Here is a 16,713-nt window from a genome sequence, read left to right as displayed (position 1 = left end):
TATTCCGTTAATGTCGATCAAGTGGTCACGTCAGGCTCGGTTCTGCCGGTACGCTTTTTGACTTCGCACAACTGCTCGGCAATCTCTATTAATTCCGCCAGCGCAACCTGAGCGTCCTGAGCGTGTTTGCTGACATCACGCTCGTAGCGCTCCAAATAAATACGCAAGGTAGCGCCGACCGTGCCGGTACCGGACAACCGGAACACGATGCGCGAGCTGTTCACAAAGCCGATGCGGATACCTTGGTTGCTACTGACACTGCCGTCGACCGGATCGGTGTAACTGAACTCATCGGCAAATTTGACTTCGTAATCACCCCAGCTTTTACCAGGCAAGCTGCTTAACTGGCTACGCAAATGTTCAACGATGCCGTTGGCAATCTCGGAATCGACCGCTTCGTAATCGTGTCGGCAGTAAATGTCGCGGCCGTATTTTTGCCAGTGTTCATGGACAATGTCTTCCACCGATTCGCGTTTGCGCGCGATTAAATTCAACCAAAACAACACAGCCCACAAGCCGTCTTTTTCACGGACATGATTGGAGCCGGAGCCGAAGCTTTCTTCGCCGCAGATAGTAATTTTGTCGGCATCAAGCAAGTTGCCGAAAAATTTCCAGCCGGTTGGGGTTTCGTAGCAAGGCAAGCTTAGCTTATCGGCAACGCGGTCAACCGCCTGGCTGGTCGGCATGGAGCGGGCCACACCGCTAATCCCTTTGGCATAAGCCGGAATTAGTTTGGCGTTGGCGGCCATAATCGCCAAGCTGTCGCTGGGAGTAACAAATATGTTCGCGCCCATCACCATATTACGGTCGCCATCGCCGTCTGATGCGGCACCAAAAGTAGGCGCATCGGCGCCGAACATAATTTCACAAAGCTCGTGGGCATGAGCCATATTCGGGTCTGGATGGCCGCCGCCAAAGTCTTCCAGCGGCACGGCGTTAAATACCGAGCCAGGCGCTGCGCCCAACGTATCTTCCAAGATATGCTTGGCGTAAGGTCCAGTGATGGCATGCATCGCATCGAAACGCAGCGTGATAAAGCCGTTATGGATGCTTTGTTTGAGCAGGTCGAAATCGAATATTTTTGCCATTAGTTCAGCGTAATCGGCTACCGAATCGATAATCCGAATTTTCACACCACCTTTCTCTACTTCACCGATAAGGTCTAAATCTATGTCGCCGAAACGGGCTTTTTTGTAGCCAGTGATGGTTTTGGTATTCTCGTACAGTTTGTCGGTGAACTTTTCCGGAGCCGGGCCGCCGTTGCTGACGTTATATTTGATCCCAAAATCTTCTTCAGGGCCGCCGGGATTGTGACTAGCTGATAGAACAATGCCTCCGAACGCATTGTATTTCCTAATAATATTTGATGCGGCAGGAGTGGACAACAAGCCGCCTTGGCCTATAATGAGCTCACCGAAACCGTTGGCTGCCGCCATTTTTATAATGATCTGGATGGCTTTACGGTTAAAGTAGCGGCCATCGCCGCCAATCACCAAGGTTTTGCCCTGAAAATCCTCCAGACTGTCGAAGATGGATTGGACGAAATTCTCCAGATATTTGGGTTGCTGGAAGACTTTGACTTTTTTGCGTAAGCCCGATGTGCCGGGTTTTTGATCATCGTAGGGAGTCGTTTTGGTGATTGTTGTTGTCATATGCTACCCTTTGTAATACCTCGTTTCGAAAGGGTTAAATTACACCAAAACTTTGATTATTTACAGATTGCCATGATAAAGAAAAAATTATTAGGTGTTTTGATTGTGATGGGCTGTACCGTATCGGCGCGCAGCTTCGCTGGCGAGGATGTTTGGTTGGTGGTTGATACGCAGACGCAAAGCATGGAAGTCAGGAAGGGCGACAAGACAGTTGCCGTGCTGGAAAATATCGCTATTGGCCGCAATGGCGCCGGCGAAAAGAATCATCGCGGCGATGACATCACGCCGCTCGGTAACTATCGGATCGGCTGGATCAACGAAAGAAGCGCTTTCCGTAAATTCTTCGGATTGACCTATCCCAATGTAGACAATGCCGATAATGCCTTGAAAAAAGGCAAAATCGATCTCGACACTTACGAAGCTATTGCCAGAGCGCATTCTGCCGGACAAATTCCGCCGCAAAATACCGATCTCGGTGGGCAAATCGGTATTCATGGTTTGGGCAGCGGTAGTCTGTCCATCCACAGATCCATGAATTGGACACACGGATGTATCGCGTTGACTAACGATCAAATTGATCAGTTAAGTCAATGGGTAGAAAAAGGGACACTCGTAACGGTGAAATAATGTTGGTAAAATCCAAAAAAATGTTGGACAATTACCACCGTTTTTCATTTATTATTTTTTGAAACCACAATCAAGGGGAAAACCATGATGAGAGCTATTACATTATCAGCAGTTGTTGCAATTGCAGCTTTGGCAACCGGTTGCGCAAGCACTTCAGACCTGGAAGCTTTGGACGCAAGAGTTGGCACTTTGGAAGGCAAAGTTGCTACTGCATCTGCTGACGCTGCTTCTGCTAAAGCCGCTGCTGCTGAAGCTGCTGCAAAAGCTGCTGCTGCTGAAGCTGCTGCTAACCGTGCTGCTCAATATGCTCAAGACACCAACAGCAAATTGGACCGTATGTTCAAAAAATCACAACACAAATAAGCTTTATTGCTGTTGTTGATTTTAAAAAGCCCGTGAGCCGCAAGGCCACGGGCTTTTTTGTTGCCTCTATTTTGCCGGTGCAGCTTGGCTTTGCACGACAGGAGGCGTCTGGGTAGGACGCTCATAAATAGCCACCGGAATACCCGTCGCTTTTTCTACTGCCGCTTTTAAAACGGAGCCTTTGATTACCGGCATTTGCCCACCGTTGGCTTGCTCTATCAAATTCAATGCTGTATGCAGGCGCTGCTCATAGGTAGCCGGCGTTTCTTCCATCTCCGGATAGACTTCCATATACAACGTGTCGTGATACCAGCCCACCTTAATGGATTGATTAACGATATTGACCTGAGCGCCGACCTTGACCATCGGAAAAAACTGCTCGATGTCGGCCGGATACATTCGAATGCAGCCGTGACTTACCCGCATGCCGACACCGTTGGTTTTGTTGGTGCTGTGAATCAGATAGCCTGGTATACCGAGTTTAAACGCAAACAAACCCAGCGGGTTGTCAGGGCCGGGTGGATAATAAGGATCCAATACATCGCCCTCGGCCAAGTGCTCGGCAATGATCGATTTCGGTGGGGTCCACGAAGGATTTTCGGTCTTACCGGCCACATGGGTTTTACCCAACGGCGTTTTCCAGTTATCTTCCCGACCGATACCGATCGCGTAGGTTACGACCTTGCTGGAATCCGGAAAATAATAAATACGCATTTCCGGCAGATTGATCACGATGCCTTGGCGCGGCGCATTGGGCAGTATAAAGCTACTGGGAATCCGCACCTGCGTGCCTTCGCGCGGCAGCCAACGGTCAACATGGGGATTGGCCAGCACGATTTCGTCCTGACCCAATCGGAAGTTGACGGCGATGTCAATCAGCGTGTCCTCCTGCTTGGCGGCGACATATTTGACTTCATGTGGCGGATTGCCGATCAAGCTGTCACCCGGCCTATCCGGTGCCGGCAGCGTCAGTGCCGACGCCGCTGTACTGGCTGTCAGCAACAAACTGAATAACAAACGGGTTTTCATTAGGCATTACCTTCAGCAGTAAATAATTCAAGCAGACGCGGCAAAAACTGAGCAAGTTCCGCAGTCATAATAGAAAAATCGGCATCAAACTGCTCGACTTCGTCAAATGCCTCAATATCGGCGGCTTGCTCCTGAATAAGATCAAGAAACTTTAGCCGTTTGACCGCCAAGTTCTCATCCAACACAAACGAAATGCGTTCGGCCCAGCTCATTGCCAGCTTAATCACTTGCTTGCCGCTATCCAGATGATTCTTGATTTCCGGCAAGGCCAAGTCATGCCGTTTGCAACGAATAATCGAGCCATCTTCTTCCGGCGAACGCAGTTCGCACTCGTCTTCAATCAAAATATCTTTCGGCGAGGTGTTGTCGATCAACCATTGCGTCATCACACTAGCCGGTTTGGCGGTGGCGGTGAGCGGTACGATAGGCAAGGAACCCAGACATTTACGCAACTGGCTGAGCATATCTTCGGCTTTTTTAGCCGATGCCGCATCCACAACCAGCCAGCCACCTTGGCTATCGATATAAGCATAGGTTTTACGGGAAAACGAAAACGCCCGCGGTAGCAGTTCGAATATCAATTCGTCCTTGATCCGACTACGCTCTTTCGCAGGTAATTTGCGCGCCTCGCGCTCTTCGATTTCATTGATCCGCTCTTGCAGCATTTCGTTGATCACCGATGCCGGCACGACCTTTTCTTCTTTCTTGCCGCATAGCATCAAGAAACCATTATTGGCATGCACCAGCGCATCCGAGGCCCTGCCGAGCGGCGCAGTCCAACCAAAACTGAACTCATCGTGGCTACCACAAGATCGGAACGGCTGTTGTTGCAATTTTTGCTCCAAAGCAACAGCATCCAGAGTAAATGGCTCGGTAAAACGGTAGACAGCAAGATTTTTAAACCACATGAAATGACTCTTTTTTAAAAACCGGCCATTATCGCAAATTTGCGCACACCATATAAGCCGACCCATTTAAAGACTAGCTAAAAAACACAGTTTGGCTGCAAATTTGCTTGGCCTGTAAACAAGTTATGCACATTAAACCGTTTACGACAAGACCATAAAACGCTTGACAAAATAACTCGTTGAAATACAAGAAATCATTTGTAAATCATTGATTATTATCAACTAATAATAATGACCTAATACTATACAATTTGACCGCAGCCCAGAGCTACCGGGGAACAGCAAAGGCTTTCGACATTTAATACACAGAGTTATCCACAGCTTCTGTGAATAACTGAATTTACCCAGCCGCAATAATTGCTTAGCGATAAATCCAGACAAACAACTTTTAATTTGTCGCAGCAAGCAATGTCTTATTGCTTGGCAAGGTTTGTTAGAATGCCGCATAGTAAAGTCCCTCACTCACAACAAAGCGGTCACATCATGCTGTCAACCTGGGAAAACCTGATACTCGGCGCCCTGGCGCTGCTGCTTTTGTTCTGGATGCAGCCTGGCATCAAAGCCGCAATTGCGCGCAGCAAACAAACACCGTCCGATTGGCCCAGCGTTATTGTGCCTCTGTTGATGGTGGTGATGTTCGTGCTTTTCTTAATAGCAATGGTTTGACATGAACGACGAAGATTATCAAGAAGAATTCGAAGAAGAAGATTATTACGACGAACCCCATGACGAGGACGACGGCGAAAGCGACGACGACGAAGTCGAACATTACGCGATACGCCCCAACAAAACCCGCATCAAAAAAGAAATAGCCGAAGTGTTTGCGATGGCTGAGGAAATTTGCGCACTATCCCCTGCACATATTGCTGAATTCGAATTACCCGAGAACATAGAACAAGCCCTGCGCGACGCCGGCAAAATGGGGCAAAACTCCGCCAGAAAGCGCTTGTTGAAATATATCACCGCGCAGCTCAGAAAGCTGGATACCGCCGCGATCCATGAAAAATTGGCGCGGATGAAAAATCGCAGCGCCCATGCTGTCAGAGAACATCATCAGGCCGAGCGCTGGCGCGACCTACTGCTGGCAGCCAATGGTAATCAGCAATTGACCCAATTTATGGAAGAATTTCCGGGCGCGGATAGCCAACATTTGCGCCAATTGCAACGCAACGCGCAAAAAGAAGCCAAGGAAGCCAAACCGCCTAAGTCGGCGCGCTTGTTATACAAATATCTGAAAGAACTGATTGCCGATGCGTCCGGCCTGCCGCTCTCTGAAGAAGACGTGCAGGACGATCAGGATGCAGAGGATTAACACAAAATCAATTCCCCAACACCCGCATCTGGCCCAAGATCCAGCTTTGGCGCTTATGTAAATAAGCGCTGGGCTGATCGGCTTTTAACAGTATTGGGTTCGGCAATGTAGCCGCCAACAGCGCAGCCTGATTGGCAGAGAGCTGCTGGGCAGAAATACCGAAATAACGGCGACTGGCCGCTTCTATGCCAAATAAATGATCGCCGAACTCGGCAATATTCAAATACATTTCCAGAATCCGCTGTTTGTCCCAAACAACCTCTATCAACAGCGTAAACCAGATCTCCAATGCCTTACGGCCGAAGTTTTTGGCCGGACTTAAAAACAAATTCTTCGTGACTTGCTGACTGATCGTACTGGCCCCACGCAGTTTACCGCCGCGCAAATATTGGTTAAAAGCCTTGGCGATGGCGTCAACATCGAAGCCGTTATGCTGATAAAACAATTGATCTTCGGACGCGACCACCGCAGCAAAGGCGTGCGGGGAAATATGCCGGCGACTAACCCAGCGCTGATCAATGCCTTTATAGCGCCGGCCTTCTACCAGGTCGTCAACATGCTGATGCAGCATGAATGCCGACGTCGGCGCGGGTAGGTACCGCAATACGCCTACCAGCAGCAGCGAACTAAGCAAAAAAAACAGCGCCACATAAACCAATCCGCGCTTGAAACGTTGCAGCAAAGAAAGCGCCGTTTTGGGTTGGCGCCAAAATTGGCGATAGCGGGCCGGATGGCGGAAATGCTTCACGGGCGATTCAAGCGTTGTGACGGGGATGTTTATTATCCATGATTGAACGCGGAATTGACTAACCGCGGCTTTTGCGGGAAATGCCGCAAAGCAAAGCCTTTATTACGGCAAATAACATAGAAACTAACAGGATGGCCGTCGATTTTAGCGAAAAACCCTGAATCACGTAGCCTTCAGGGTTTGGCATGGATATTGTTATATAAATACCGGTGTCAGGGATGTTTAAGTTCTCTCCCCCGTGAACATGGAAAACAAGACGCCAGGGATTACCTGGATAAAAGCGCGGAAAAACGCTTTTATCCGGGCAGGGATGATTAAAATCACGCCACGCAATTTCTTATTTTTCTTCCATTACCCCAAAATGATCTTGAAGCATTCTCTTGATGCAGCAAGCCAGCATTACTGAGCCAATTGCTTTTTGACCCCGCACCCTAATAGCACTATCTGCAGACCGACAATATTATTCTTGGTCTCCATTAGACGCGCAAAAGGCTGTCAAACTCAATTTGTTAATAACACAAAAAGGGAATCTTAAACCGATCAGCCATGTTTTGATGGCTTTGCTATAAGAGTTCGAAGTGAGGCCGGGAGTGCAAATCCCGACCTACACTGGACCTGCCTAGATTGTGTTAATACTCGATTTTTATAGCCCCCATGAATGTACGGGGTGCCCCATAGTAGGTAGGACCATAACTGTATATTGACGCCGTATAGGTCTTGTCGAGCAGGTTATCGACATTAAGCTGAGCAGTAATTTTGGACTTCCCTACTTTCCAGGCTTGGCTTCCCATCAGATTGAGAGTGGCATAGCCCGGTGCCTGGGCGCTTTCGTCGTAGCCAATTTCCCGCTGACTCAACGCTTTTACCCCGACCCCAAATTTCAAGCCTTGGAAATCCCCGCTTTGCAATTCGTAGGTGGTCCATAGGCTGCCGTTATGTTTAGGTGCATTGTTTAAGCGAAACCCGGTATTTCCAGCGTCCGAACCATCAAAGGAGTCCTTGGTGGTTTTGGCAAACGGCGTATAAGCATAGCCGCCTATCACATTCCATCCTGGCAATATCTCTCCGCTTACATCAAACTCGATACCTCTGCTTTCTGCAGCTCCAATGGCTTTGGTCGTTAAGGGGTCAACTTGCATCGGCACATTTTGTTTTTTTAGATCAAAATAAGCCACGGATGCCATCAATCGACCATCGAACAATTCGGTTTTGATGCCGGTTTCCCACTGCTGAGCGGTTTGTGGAGGAAGAGGCTTATTCCACATAAATGCATTGGATTGACCAAAGTTTTCGGTATAACTACCGTAAAAAGATAGTTCAGGTAAGGGTTGCCAAACTATCCCGCCACGCGGTGATACGCGATCTTCACTGGTACTTTGAATCGGACCACCCCATAGTCCGGTACTGGTGCCCGAGGTTTCGGCACTGTCATAACGTAAACCACCCATGAGATGAACGTGGTAAGGCAGTTCAATTTGATCCTGAGCATACAGTCCAAACCACGGCAAACTGTAATTTGAGTAAGAAATAGCATCAGCCGGAATGACTGGAGGAACGGCCCTATGAATAGGATTATAGATATTGCTAGTATCAAATTGATCCGGCCCATCGCCAAATCCTGACGAACTTGCCCGATAATCAGTTCGATAATAATCGCCGCCAACCAACAGGGTATGCTTCAGCGCTCCGGTATCGAATTTTCCGGTCAATTCCAAGGCATTGAAAAAATTATGCTGATAATCGCCACCATCGGTATTTTGTGCAAAAAATATTCGTCTCACATCACTATTAGGTTGTACGCTCGGCGTTCCCGGAAAAATGCCAGACATGGTTAATTCGTGATTACTGAAATTAAACCGATGCCGTAATTTCCAGGCATCATTAAATGCATGCTCGGTATTCAGCGACAACATCACATATTCATCTTCCTGAAAATTCCAGGGATCGCCGAGATTCAGGGCGCGAGAAATGGAAGCTGGTCGATTACCTTGGAGTGGTACCTTTCCGAGCCCCGTTTCTTTAATATCGCTATATTCCAGTTTCAAAGTCGAGGTTGTCCTGTCACTGATATTCCAACGTAAACTTGGGGCTACCAACAGTCGTTCGTTGCCGCCAAATTCCTGGAAGCTATGATTGCTTTGGTAACCCAGGTTAAAACGATAAGCCAAGTCTTTGTTGGCGGTGAGCGGACCGGTGGCATCGACACTGGTGCGATACATGTCGAAGGAGCCAAACTGCTGGCGCAGACTGTAATACGGTGTATCCAAAGGCTGTTTGGTGACAAAATTGACCAAGCCGCCCGGTTCGGAACGGCCATAAAGCAATGAGCCAGGGCCTTTTAATACTTCCACTCGTTCGATGTTAGCCAAATCCTCGGTATGCGCCCACTGACTTTGATTTAAAAAACCATCACGATAAACATTGTAGTTGCCAAAACCACGCATAAAAAACATGCCCGAACCGCCAAGACCACTGGTTACACCACTGACATTGCTGAGCGCTTGGTCGACGGTAATAGCCTGCTGATCTTTTAATACCTGTTGCGGCACAACCTTGACCGACATCGGCGTCTGCATCAGCGGCGTGTCGGTCTTGGTGGCGGTTATGGCATTCGGTCGCATGTAGTCTTTGTTGTATGGGTCTTCGCCGTCAAAGCTGCTGGAGACTTTGCCCACCACATTCACCGCCGGCAATGCCGTAGGGTCCTGTTTGTAATTTAGAGACTGCCTTTCGATCAAAATATTGCCGTTTTCAGCAATGCGGTAACTCAAACCGCTGTCTCCCAGCAGACGTTGCAACGCGGCTTCCGGCGTGTAATTGCCGCTAAGGCCCTTGCTTTGCAAACCTTCAGTGATTGCCGCGTCGTAGACCAGTTGCAAGCCGCCGGATTCCGCCAAGCGATTCAGCGCGGTAGACAGAGAGCCCGCGGGGATACTGAACGCCCGGCTGACGCTATCTGCCGCCGCTGTCCCGGAAACCGCCAACACAGCCCCTAATACCAGTGCCGAAGCATGCCCAAACAGGCCGCCGCTAAATGTTTGTTTCAACGCCATGAATTTCCCTCGCTGTTGTTAAATAATGACTATCGTTGTTTTGACGCACGACAGGCATAAAACAGGAGGTGAAGGATGAAAATTCATTGCCGCCAATCGGCTGAGGCTTACATTGCAGGCGCCGGCGCCTCAAGCGCTTTACGGAGCATTTCGTTAGTCCGCGAATCCTTACGCCTATTTCGCTTTCCGGCATGGTATGCGCCGCCGTCGAAAATAGGTTATATGCCGTACCCAGTGCGCCATATAACCTATTCAGCACCGGTATAATTTGTGCGGCTAGCGTGAATGCCAGCCGCCAAGTTTGACTCCAGGCCAGCAAAGACAGGATATTCGGCACCTTGGCCGGCATTCGCGTCATTACTGGCACGAATCAGGCATGGGACGGAGCTTCTGAAACGACTAAAATCCAGCCTCGCCTCATGACCCCCGACATCAGCTCGCTGTATCGTATGCATTGCAAGGAGCTGTTGCACCATTTGCTGCGGATAGTCAAATGCCCGGAAACTGCGGAAGATTTGCTGCAAGAAAGCTATCTGATTTTGGCCCGCACCGCCAACGATACACCCATAGACCACCCGCGCGGATTTTTATACCGCACCGCCAGCAATCTGGCGATGGATCACCTGCGCCACCATAAAGTCGTCGAGCGTCATCAGGAAGCGGCGCGGCATTTGGATGAGCCGCAACTGGCCGGAGTGGAAAACGAATTAGCCGATCAGCAATGGCGCGTCCTGTTGCACCAAACCATCTACGAATTACCGCCGCGCTGCCGTGATGCATTTATCCTGCATAAAATTCATGGCTTGAGTTATCGGGAAGTGGCTAATTTTCTGGATATTTCCGAGAGCGCCGTGGAGAAACACATCCTCAAAGGCTTGCTGTATTGCCGCAAACAGCTGGGCCGTCATTTCGGCCGTCCCTATCGGACCGACTGAGGTTTTTGCCGCCTTAACCGTCTTACCGATATTCCCGAGGCATACGCCTACCCCAGCGCCCTATAATGCAGCCATGACCGAAAACCAACCGCCCGCAGACTCTGATAACCCTGATGCCATCAGCGAGCAGGCGATGACATGGTTTGTCCGGTTGCGTGCCGAGTCGGTAGCGGTAGACGAACGCCGGCAATTTCAAATCTGGCATCAAGCCGACCCGGCTCACCGCGAGGCCTATGCCGAAATCGTTGCGTTTTGGGAGGATGCCGATTTCCACACCACGCTGGACGCCGCCACGCTGTCGCCGCCAATGTTGCGATGTAGTACGCCGTCCAACAGCCCCCGGCGGCGTTTCGGCATCGCCTCCGGTGCCAAACCGTTGTTAGCCGCAGCCGCCAGCCTGGTCATCGCCGCGATTGTCTATCAGCCGGCTTTAAGCTGCTGGCAGGCGGACTACTGCACCGCCGTTGGCGAGATAAAAACCGTACAGCTCAGTGACGGCAGCCATGTCACCTTAAATTCCGGCACCGCGCTTAACGTTAACATGCGTAACGGCCTGCGCCATATCCAACTAGCCCGGGGCGAAGCATTTTTTGAGGTGCAACACGACCCCCAACATCCTTTTCAAGTGGATGGCCGCTACAGCAATACGCGGGTATTAGGCACGCGTTTTGTGGTTAGGGAAGACGCCGACAGCGACATTGTCAGCGTGGTGAGCGGGGTGGTGGAAGTCAGCCGGAATCGGCAAAATCCGGCCACTTTAAAAGCCAATGACAGCATTGCGGTCGACGCTCGCCACCAAAGCGAAGTCAGCCACCAGTCAACCGGCAACGCCACGGCGTGGTTAAAAGGCAGTGCCTCGTTCGACAACGCTCCGCTCAAGGCGGTGATTGCGGAAATTGGCCGCTATCGGCGTGGTAGCCTGATAATCCGCAATCAGGCACTGCAGGATCTTAAAGTCAGCGGCCGCTTCGATATTCGCGACACCGATAAAACCCTGGAATCGTTGCAACAAACCCTACCTATCCGAATTTACCGATTAACACCATGGCTGGTAGTGATCGTTTGAGTGTCGCCAAGCTTATTGCCTAAGCAAAACACCCGCCAAAGCCCTCCGTTATTCAGCCACCGTCTTTGCCGAGAAAAAAAGTTTTACCGTCAAGCTGAGGAAAAACCCGCTTCGCCCGTCTCCATTGCAATCCCAAACTTTGGGGGGATCAATTCATTCGCTTAGGGAGAATCTAATGGCATCTTATCCGTTCCGCAAAGCCCCCGGCATGGGCAAACCGACCCGATACAACTTTTGGACTTTGTCGCTGACAATCGCCGCCGCGCTCAGCACGCCGGCCGCGATTGCCGCCGAACAAAACATCGCTTTCGACATTCCCGCGCAAAGCTTAAGCGGCGCATTAAATGCCTTTGCCGACATCGCCAACGTTCAGCTCAGTTATCCGGCAGAAATGACGGCAGGCTTGAAATCGCCCGGTGTCAGCGGCCAATTGACGGTCCGGCAAGCCTTACAAAAGCTGCTGGCCGGCACCGGCGTGGTAGCCGGTGCTACCGATAACGGCACCATTACGCTGCAAAAAGCGCCGGATTCGCACAACGATGTTTCAACCTTGTCGGCGGTCACCGTGTCCGGCAATCGCCAGTATGCCAACGCAGTCGACCCTTACAGCAAGGATTACGCGGTAACCAACGCCTTTGCCGCCACCAAGACCGACACCCCGCTGATAGAAACGCCTATTTCGATTCAGGTAATACCGAGATCGGTGATGGACGACCAGAAATCCGGCAAGGTTAAAGACGTGTTGGAAAATGTTAGCGGCGTGCGTCCCCAGCCGTCGTTGGGCGGTGGCGTCGGCTTCATTGTCCGCGGTTTTAATACTAATAATGTTTATCGTAACGGCCTGTTACAAGACGGCGGCTATTTCGGTGACATGGACTCCGGAAATTTGGAGAACATCGAGGTCATTAAAGGCCCGTCGCAACTCTACGGTAGGACCGAGCCGGGCGGCATGATCAACCTAACAACCAAAAAACCCTTAGATCACCCCTATTACTCCTTGGAACAACAGTTTGGCTCCTACGATTTGTATCGCACCCAATGGGATGCCGGTGGGCCGATTAACGGTAATAAATCGCTGTTGTACCGATTTTCCGGCGCGTACCAAAGCAACGGCTCGTTCCGCGACTTTGTATCCGTGGACAGAATGCTGTTCAATCCCAGTGTCACCTGGCGTCCCAGCGACGCTACCGACATTACCGTCGACATTGAAGGTAGCGACAAAAACGCACCGGCGGATTTCGGCATTCCCGTCATAGGTAAACGCCCGGCCAACATCCCGATCAGTCGCAACCTGGGTGATCCGAATACACCGATGGGAGACCAATCCAGCATCAAAATCGGCAGCGAAGTTAACCACCGCTTTAACGAAGACTGGGCGATACATAACCGTTTTCTGGTCAGCCTATCCGACAGCACGACCACCTTCGTCAATCCGGCGCCGGCCTTCGACCCTGGCTTAGCGTTGAATCAAGCCACCGGCATTCTGCAACGCAACATCTTTCGGCAGACCACCGAGCAGGAACATTACGCGACTAACTTGGATGTTACCGGCAGGTTCATGATCGGCGAAACCAAACACGATGTACTGTTCGGTTTCGATTTTTACCGCACTTTTAACCGATACGGCACTTCAGGCCAATGGGTAGACGCGAATCCAGCCCTGGCAATCGACATCAATAACCCATTTCCCAGTTACGGCATCTCGCCGGCAACGTTCGACGCCGCTTACTTGAGCGATTCCGAGCCGGGTTTGAATCGCAGCGTGATATACAACAATTGGTACGGCGCCTATTTCCAAGACCAAATCACGCTATGGGACAAACTGCATATCATGGGCGGTGGCCGTTACGACTGGGCGGAAACCGGACGCGGCAATGCCGCCAGTTTTGCGGACGCCGACGCGCTGGTGAGGCCTAACACCCGTAAAGACGAGGGGTTCAGCCCACGAGTGGGCATACTCTACGAAGCATTCGATCAATTGAGCATATACGGCAATTGGATAAGCTCGCTCGGCGCCAATAATGCGCCAGCTTCCAATGGTACCCGCTTCGATCCGCAAATCGGCGAGCAATTCGAAGCGGGCATAAAGACCCAGTTGTTTGATCAACGCCTGCTGGCCACCTTGGCGTACTACCATTTGACCAAGGACAACATCCTGGTCAACGATCTGAGCACGGCCAATCCCTACGACAAAATTGCCAATCTACAACGCAGCCAAGGCATCGAGCTGGATATGACCGGGTATCTGAGCAATAACGTCAGCCTGATCGGCAGCTACGCCTTTACCGATGCCCGTATCATCAAGGACTACAACGGCGGCACCCAGGGCAACCGCTTGAACAATGTCCCCGAACATTCCGGCAGCCTATGGCTCAAGTACGACATGAACGGCTATGCGGCGCGGGATGGCTTTAGCGCCGGTCTGGGCGGCGTGGCCGCCGGCACGCGCGAAGGCGATAACGCCAATAGCTTCCAGATGCCGGGTTATGTCAGGATGGACGCCTTCATCGCTTATAAGCAAAAAGTCGGTGGCTCGCGCATAAGTGCACAGTTTAATATTCGCAACCTACTCGACAAACGCTACTACGAATCCACCGACCCCGACTCCAATGTCGCGCCGGGGCTGGGGGTTTATCCGGGCGCGCCGCTGACCGCAATCGGCTCGATTCGAGTGGAATATTGAGCGCAAACCCGCTAAATTGCTCAGCTATTTCATCGTTGTCGAGAAGTCTGCCATGTCCAAAATCACGCAAATTTTAAAGTCCGTCGCCGGCTTTTTACTGTATTGCGGCATCTGCCAGGGTGTGTCGGCGAAGCCGTTGCCGTTCCGTGAACTGGAGTTGCCGGTGTCGGGCTTTAGCCAGCAGCATCACCTGGAAAAAACCGGAGATGGGCAGTTACTGCTCAGTTGGGTGGAAACCGATATGGGGACCAGTACGGCGAAATTTGCCGTTTTGGAAGAACAAGGTTGGAGCATGCCGTTAGCAGTGGTCAAGGTCGAGGGTAAATTGGCTGACCCGCCGGTAGTGCTGGGCCTGAGCGACGGCAGCTTGGCGGCGGCCTGGATGCCCTATGTCAAGAACTCCCCAGACCGCTATGCGGCAGAGATCTATCTGGCCAGATCGATAGACGGCGGCTTGACGTGGTCGCCGCCGTTAAAGCCGTATGGCGACGAAGCGCATATCTACGACGCGCAAATGTCTTTGGCCGCGCTACCCGATGCACGGCTGGCGCTGGTCTGGACCGACATGCGCCACGCCAGCCACGACCCGGCGGCCGATAAGAAAACCAACCGCTACCAACTGATGGCAAGCATCATCGACAAAAACTGGCAAGCCAGCCCGGAGACCGTGCTGGATGACGATGTCTGCTCCTGCTGCCGCAGCTATACCGACGCACAGGGCGAGCAATTGGTCACGGTCTACCGTGATCATGCCGTCGGCGAAATTCGCGACATCAGCGCCGTGCGCTGGCAAGCCGGCGGCAATCCGCAAATCGCTAACGTGCATGCAGACGGCTGGGTGATCGGCGGTTGCCCCAGCAATGGGCCATCCATTGATCTGACTCCCACCAACGGCGTGGCGGCTTGGTTCACTGCCGCCGACGGCAAAGGCCGGGTGAAACTGGCCTTCTCCACTGACCAAGGCGCGCATTTTAATTCGCCTATCGAGCTGGATGCCGACGCCAGCGGCTATACCAACGCCTTGCTGCTGGATGACGGCTCGGCCTTGGTCAGCTGGCGCGGCCGCAATGGTCCTGACGATGAGTTAAGGGTTGCCAAAGTGACCAGCAACGGCAAAGTCAGCCGGCAAACCACCGTATATCGCGGCAGCTTCCCGAAATGGCCCAGCAAATACCTGGCGCTGGCCCGTGTCGGCAAGCGAGCTTTTGTGGCCTGGACCGATCCGCTTCAGAAGAAAGTACGCCTGGTCAGTTTATCCATCGACTAAACAAGCCCCTAAAAGAGCAGCTTGACCTTGAGATATCCGGCTCGTCCGGAGCACTTCGCCAGCATTCCCAAACGCGGCATATGACACAGTTTATCCAGTTGTATCGCCGCGTATTGACCGCCAACTTTTCCCAATTGCCCTGAGCGATTCTCGCCATCCCTCAACCCTGGCGGGCTTTCCGGACAATCTCACGCTAAAAAACCTCTCTTTTCTAAGTTTGGGTGCAAATATTGCTTGCTTATTAACCCAGCCCTTAATGTCGCTCGCCTTAGCGCCCTTAAGATACTGAGCCAGCCCGAACGGCATACCAGCGATAAACAGGGCCGGGTTAATAATCGCCATATTGGGCCGCCTACATAAACTATCCCATGCTTGAATTGACTGCCGCCGACATTGCCGATCTGATGCACAAGCATCGCCACGAATTATTGCGGTTTTTATCGCAACGCATCAGTTGTACGGATACGGCGCAGGATATTTTTCAAGAAACCTTCATTCGCTATGCCGGTTACGGCGGCAAAGATAGCGTAGAAAATCCCCGCGCCTTCATTTTCCGAATCGCCGCCAATCTGGCTACCGACTATTTGCGCAGCCGCAGCCGCCATGCCGGCCCAGATCTGGAAGCCGCCGCAAATGACGAGGCAGAAGTTGACGTACAATCTTCGCTATCCGCCGAACGGACTGTCATGTCACAGCAACAACTAGAGCAACTGATCACCGCTTTGGATGATCTATCGCCCAAATGCCGGGAAGTGTTTATCTTGCTCAAACTCAAGCATTACAGTTACGCGGAAGTGGAACAAAGGTTAGGCATATCGCAAACCATGATCTTTAAATATTTGACCCAGGCCATGCGCCATTGCCGGGCGAAGGTCGGCGATCTGAATTGACCGGATTTATTTATTAAGCCGCCCATGACCACGCCCGGCACTCGGTTGGCCCTGAGTCCTTCAACACCCGCAGGGCGAGTGGCATTTTGGGTCGGGTTAATAGTTTTTGCCCATCGGGCCTGAGTTTACCAACAAGCGTTTTATAATCAGGACACCGAGTTGACAGCGCCGCCACATTAG

15 protein-coding genes are annotated in these 16,713 nt (G+C 51.5%); 9 read left to right on the top strand and 6 right to left on the bottom strand.

The window, feature by feature from the left end:
- Positions 1-17: 17 nt before the first annotated feature.
- Positions 18-1,652: an alpha-D-glucose phosphate-specific phosphoglucomutase gene (locus tag EBB_RS04420; protein ID WP_192392643.1), complete on the bottom strand. Its 1,635-nt coding sequence runs from the start codon at positions 1,650-1,652 to the stop codon at positions 18-20.
- Between the two features lie 72 nt (positions 1,653-1,724).
- Here EBB_RS04420 and EBB_RS04415 point away from each other — a divergent pair, with 72 nt between their 5' ends.
- Both EBB_RS04415 and EBB_RS04410 read left to right on the top strand, forming a co-directional pair.
- Positions 1,725-2,279, top strand: a complete 555-nt coding sequence (locus EBB_RS04415) for a L,D-transpeptidase family protein (RefSeq protein ID WP_225587235.1) — start codon at positions 1,725-1,727, stop codon at positions 2,277-2,279.
- Positions 2,280-2,363: 84 nt separating this feature from the next.
- Entirely contained in the window at positions 2,364-2,642 is a 279-nt protein-coding gene (locus tag EBB_RS04410; protein WP_165385904.1) for an Lpp/OprI family alanine-zipper lipoprotein, read from the top strand.
- Between the two features lie 66 nt (positions 2,643-2,708).
- Here the strand turns inward: EBB_RS04410 and EBB_RS04405 are convergent, their stop codons facing one another.
- Together EBB_RS04405 and rdgC are read right to left on the bottom strand one after the other, a co-directional pair.
- Positions 2,709-3,671, bottom strand: coding sequence for a L,D-transpeptidase family protein (locus tag EBB_RS04405; RefSeq protein ID WP_192392642.1), 963 nt, complete (start codon positions 3,669-3,671; stop codon positions 2,709-2,711).
- The gene (gene rdgC, locus EBB_RS04400) at positions 3,671-4,579 is read right to left on the bottom strand and encodes a recombination-associated protein RdgC (protein WP_192392641.1); all 909 of its coding nucleotides are present in this window, start codon (positions 4,577-4,579) and stop codon (positions 3,671-3,673) included. Before rdgC ends, EBB_RS04405 begins: the two co-directional genes overlap by 1 nt.
- 357 nt (positions 4,580-4,936) lie before the next feature.
- On the opposite strand from rdgC, the gene EBB_RS25770 reads away from it, so the two are divergent.
- Together EBB_RS25770 and yjgA are read left to right on the top strand one after the other, a co-directional pair.
- The gene (locus EBB_RS25770; RefSeq protein WP_225587234.1) at positions 4,937-5,245 is read left to right on the top strand and encodes a hypothetical protein; all 309 of its coding nucleotides are present in this window, start codon (positions 4,937-4,939) and stop codon (positions 5,243-5,245) included.
- Between the two features lies 1 nt (position 5,246).
- Entirely contained in the window at positions 5,247-5,891 is a 645-nt protein-coding gene (gene yjgA, locus EBB_RS04390; protein ID WP_192392640.1) for a ribosome biogenesis factor YjgA, read from the top strand.
- A 7-nt stretch (positions 5,892-5,898) separates the two neighbouring features.
- On the opposite strand, the gene mtgA is transcribed toward yjgA, so the two are convergent.
- The 3 genes from mtgA to EBB_RS04375 form a co-directional block, all read right to left on the bottom strand.
- Entirely contained in the window at positions 5,899-6,639 is a 741-nt protein-coding gene (gene mtgA / locus EBB_RS04385; protein WP_192392639.1) for a monofunctional biosynthetic peptidoglycan transglycosylase, read from the bottom strand.
- Between the two features lie 629 nt (positions 6,640-7,268).
- The gene (locus EBB_RS04380) at positions 7,269-9,692 is read right to left on the bottom strand and encodes a TonB-dependent siderophore receptor (protein WP_192392638.1); all 2,424 of its coding nucleotides are present in this window, start codon (positions 9,690-9,692) and stop codon (positions 7,269-7,271) included.
- Positions 9,670-10,041 (bottom strand): hypothetical protein, encoded by a 372-nt coding sequence (locus tag EBB_RS04375; RefSeq protein ID WP_192392637.1) that lies wholly within the window; start codon positions 10,039-10,041, stop codon positions 9,670-9,672. Before EBB_RS04375 ends, EBB_RS04380 begins: the two co-directional genes overlap by 23 nt.
- Before the next feature lie 70 nt (positions 10,042-10,111).
- Between EBB_RS04375 and EBB_RS04370 the strand changes: the two genes are divergently transcribed.
- The 5 genes from EBB_RS04370 (at position 10,112) to EBB_RS04350 (ending at position 16,533) form a co-directional block, all read left to right on the top strand.
- Positions 10,112-10,627, top strand: a complete 516-nt coding sequence (locus EBB_RS04370; RefSeq protein WP_192392636.1) for an RNA polymerase sigma factor — start codon at positions 10,112-10,114, stop codon at positions 10,625-10,627.
- A gap of 73 nt (positions 10,628-10,700) precedes the next feature.
- On the top strand, positions 10,701-11,693 hold the full coding sequence (locus tag EBB_RS04365; protein WP_192392635.1) for a FecR family protein: 993 nt from the start codon (positions 10,701-10,703) through the stop codon (positions 11,691-11,693).
- A gap of 175 nt (positions 11,694-11,868) precedes the next feature.
- Positions 11,869-14,376: a TonB-dependent siderophore receptor gene (locus EBB_RS04360; RefSeq protein WP_192392634.1), complete on the top strand. Its 2,508-nt coding sequence runs from the start codon at positions 11,869-11,871 to the stop codon at positions 14,374-14,376.
- Between the two features lie 52 nt (positions 14,377-14,428).
- Complete coding sequence (locus EBB_RS04355; RefSeq protein ID WP_192392633.1) at positions 14,429-15,643, top strand: sialidase family protein; 1,215 nt, start codon at positions 14,429-14,431, stop codon at positions 15,641-15,643.
- A 368-nt stretch (positions 15,644-16,011) separates the two neighbouring features.
- Positions 16,012-16,533 (top strand): RNA polymerase sigma factor, encoded by a 522-nt coding sequence (locus EBB_RS04350; RefSeq protein ID WP_192392632.1) that lies wholly within the window; start codon positions 16,012-16,014, stop codon positions 16,531-16,533.
- The last annotated feature ends 180 nt before the right edge of the window (positions 16,534-16,713 follow it).

This window comes from Methylomonas fluvii (assembly GCF_014850975.1).
GTDB classification, from domain to species: Bacteria; Pseudomonadota; Gammaproteobacteria; order Methylococcales; family Methylomonadaceae; genus Methylomonas; species Methylomonas fluvii.
Note: the sequence above shows the minus strand (reverse complement) of the source record. Positions and strands in the feature narration are given on the sequence as shown.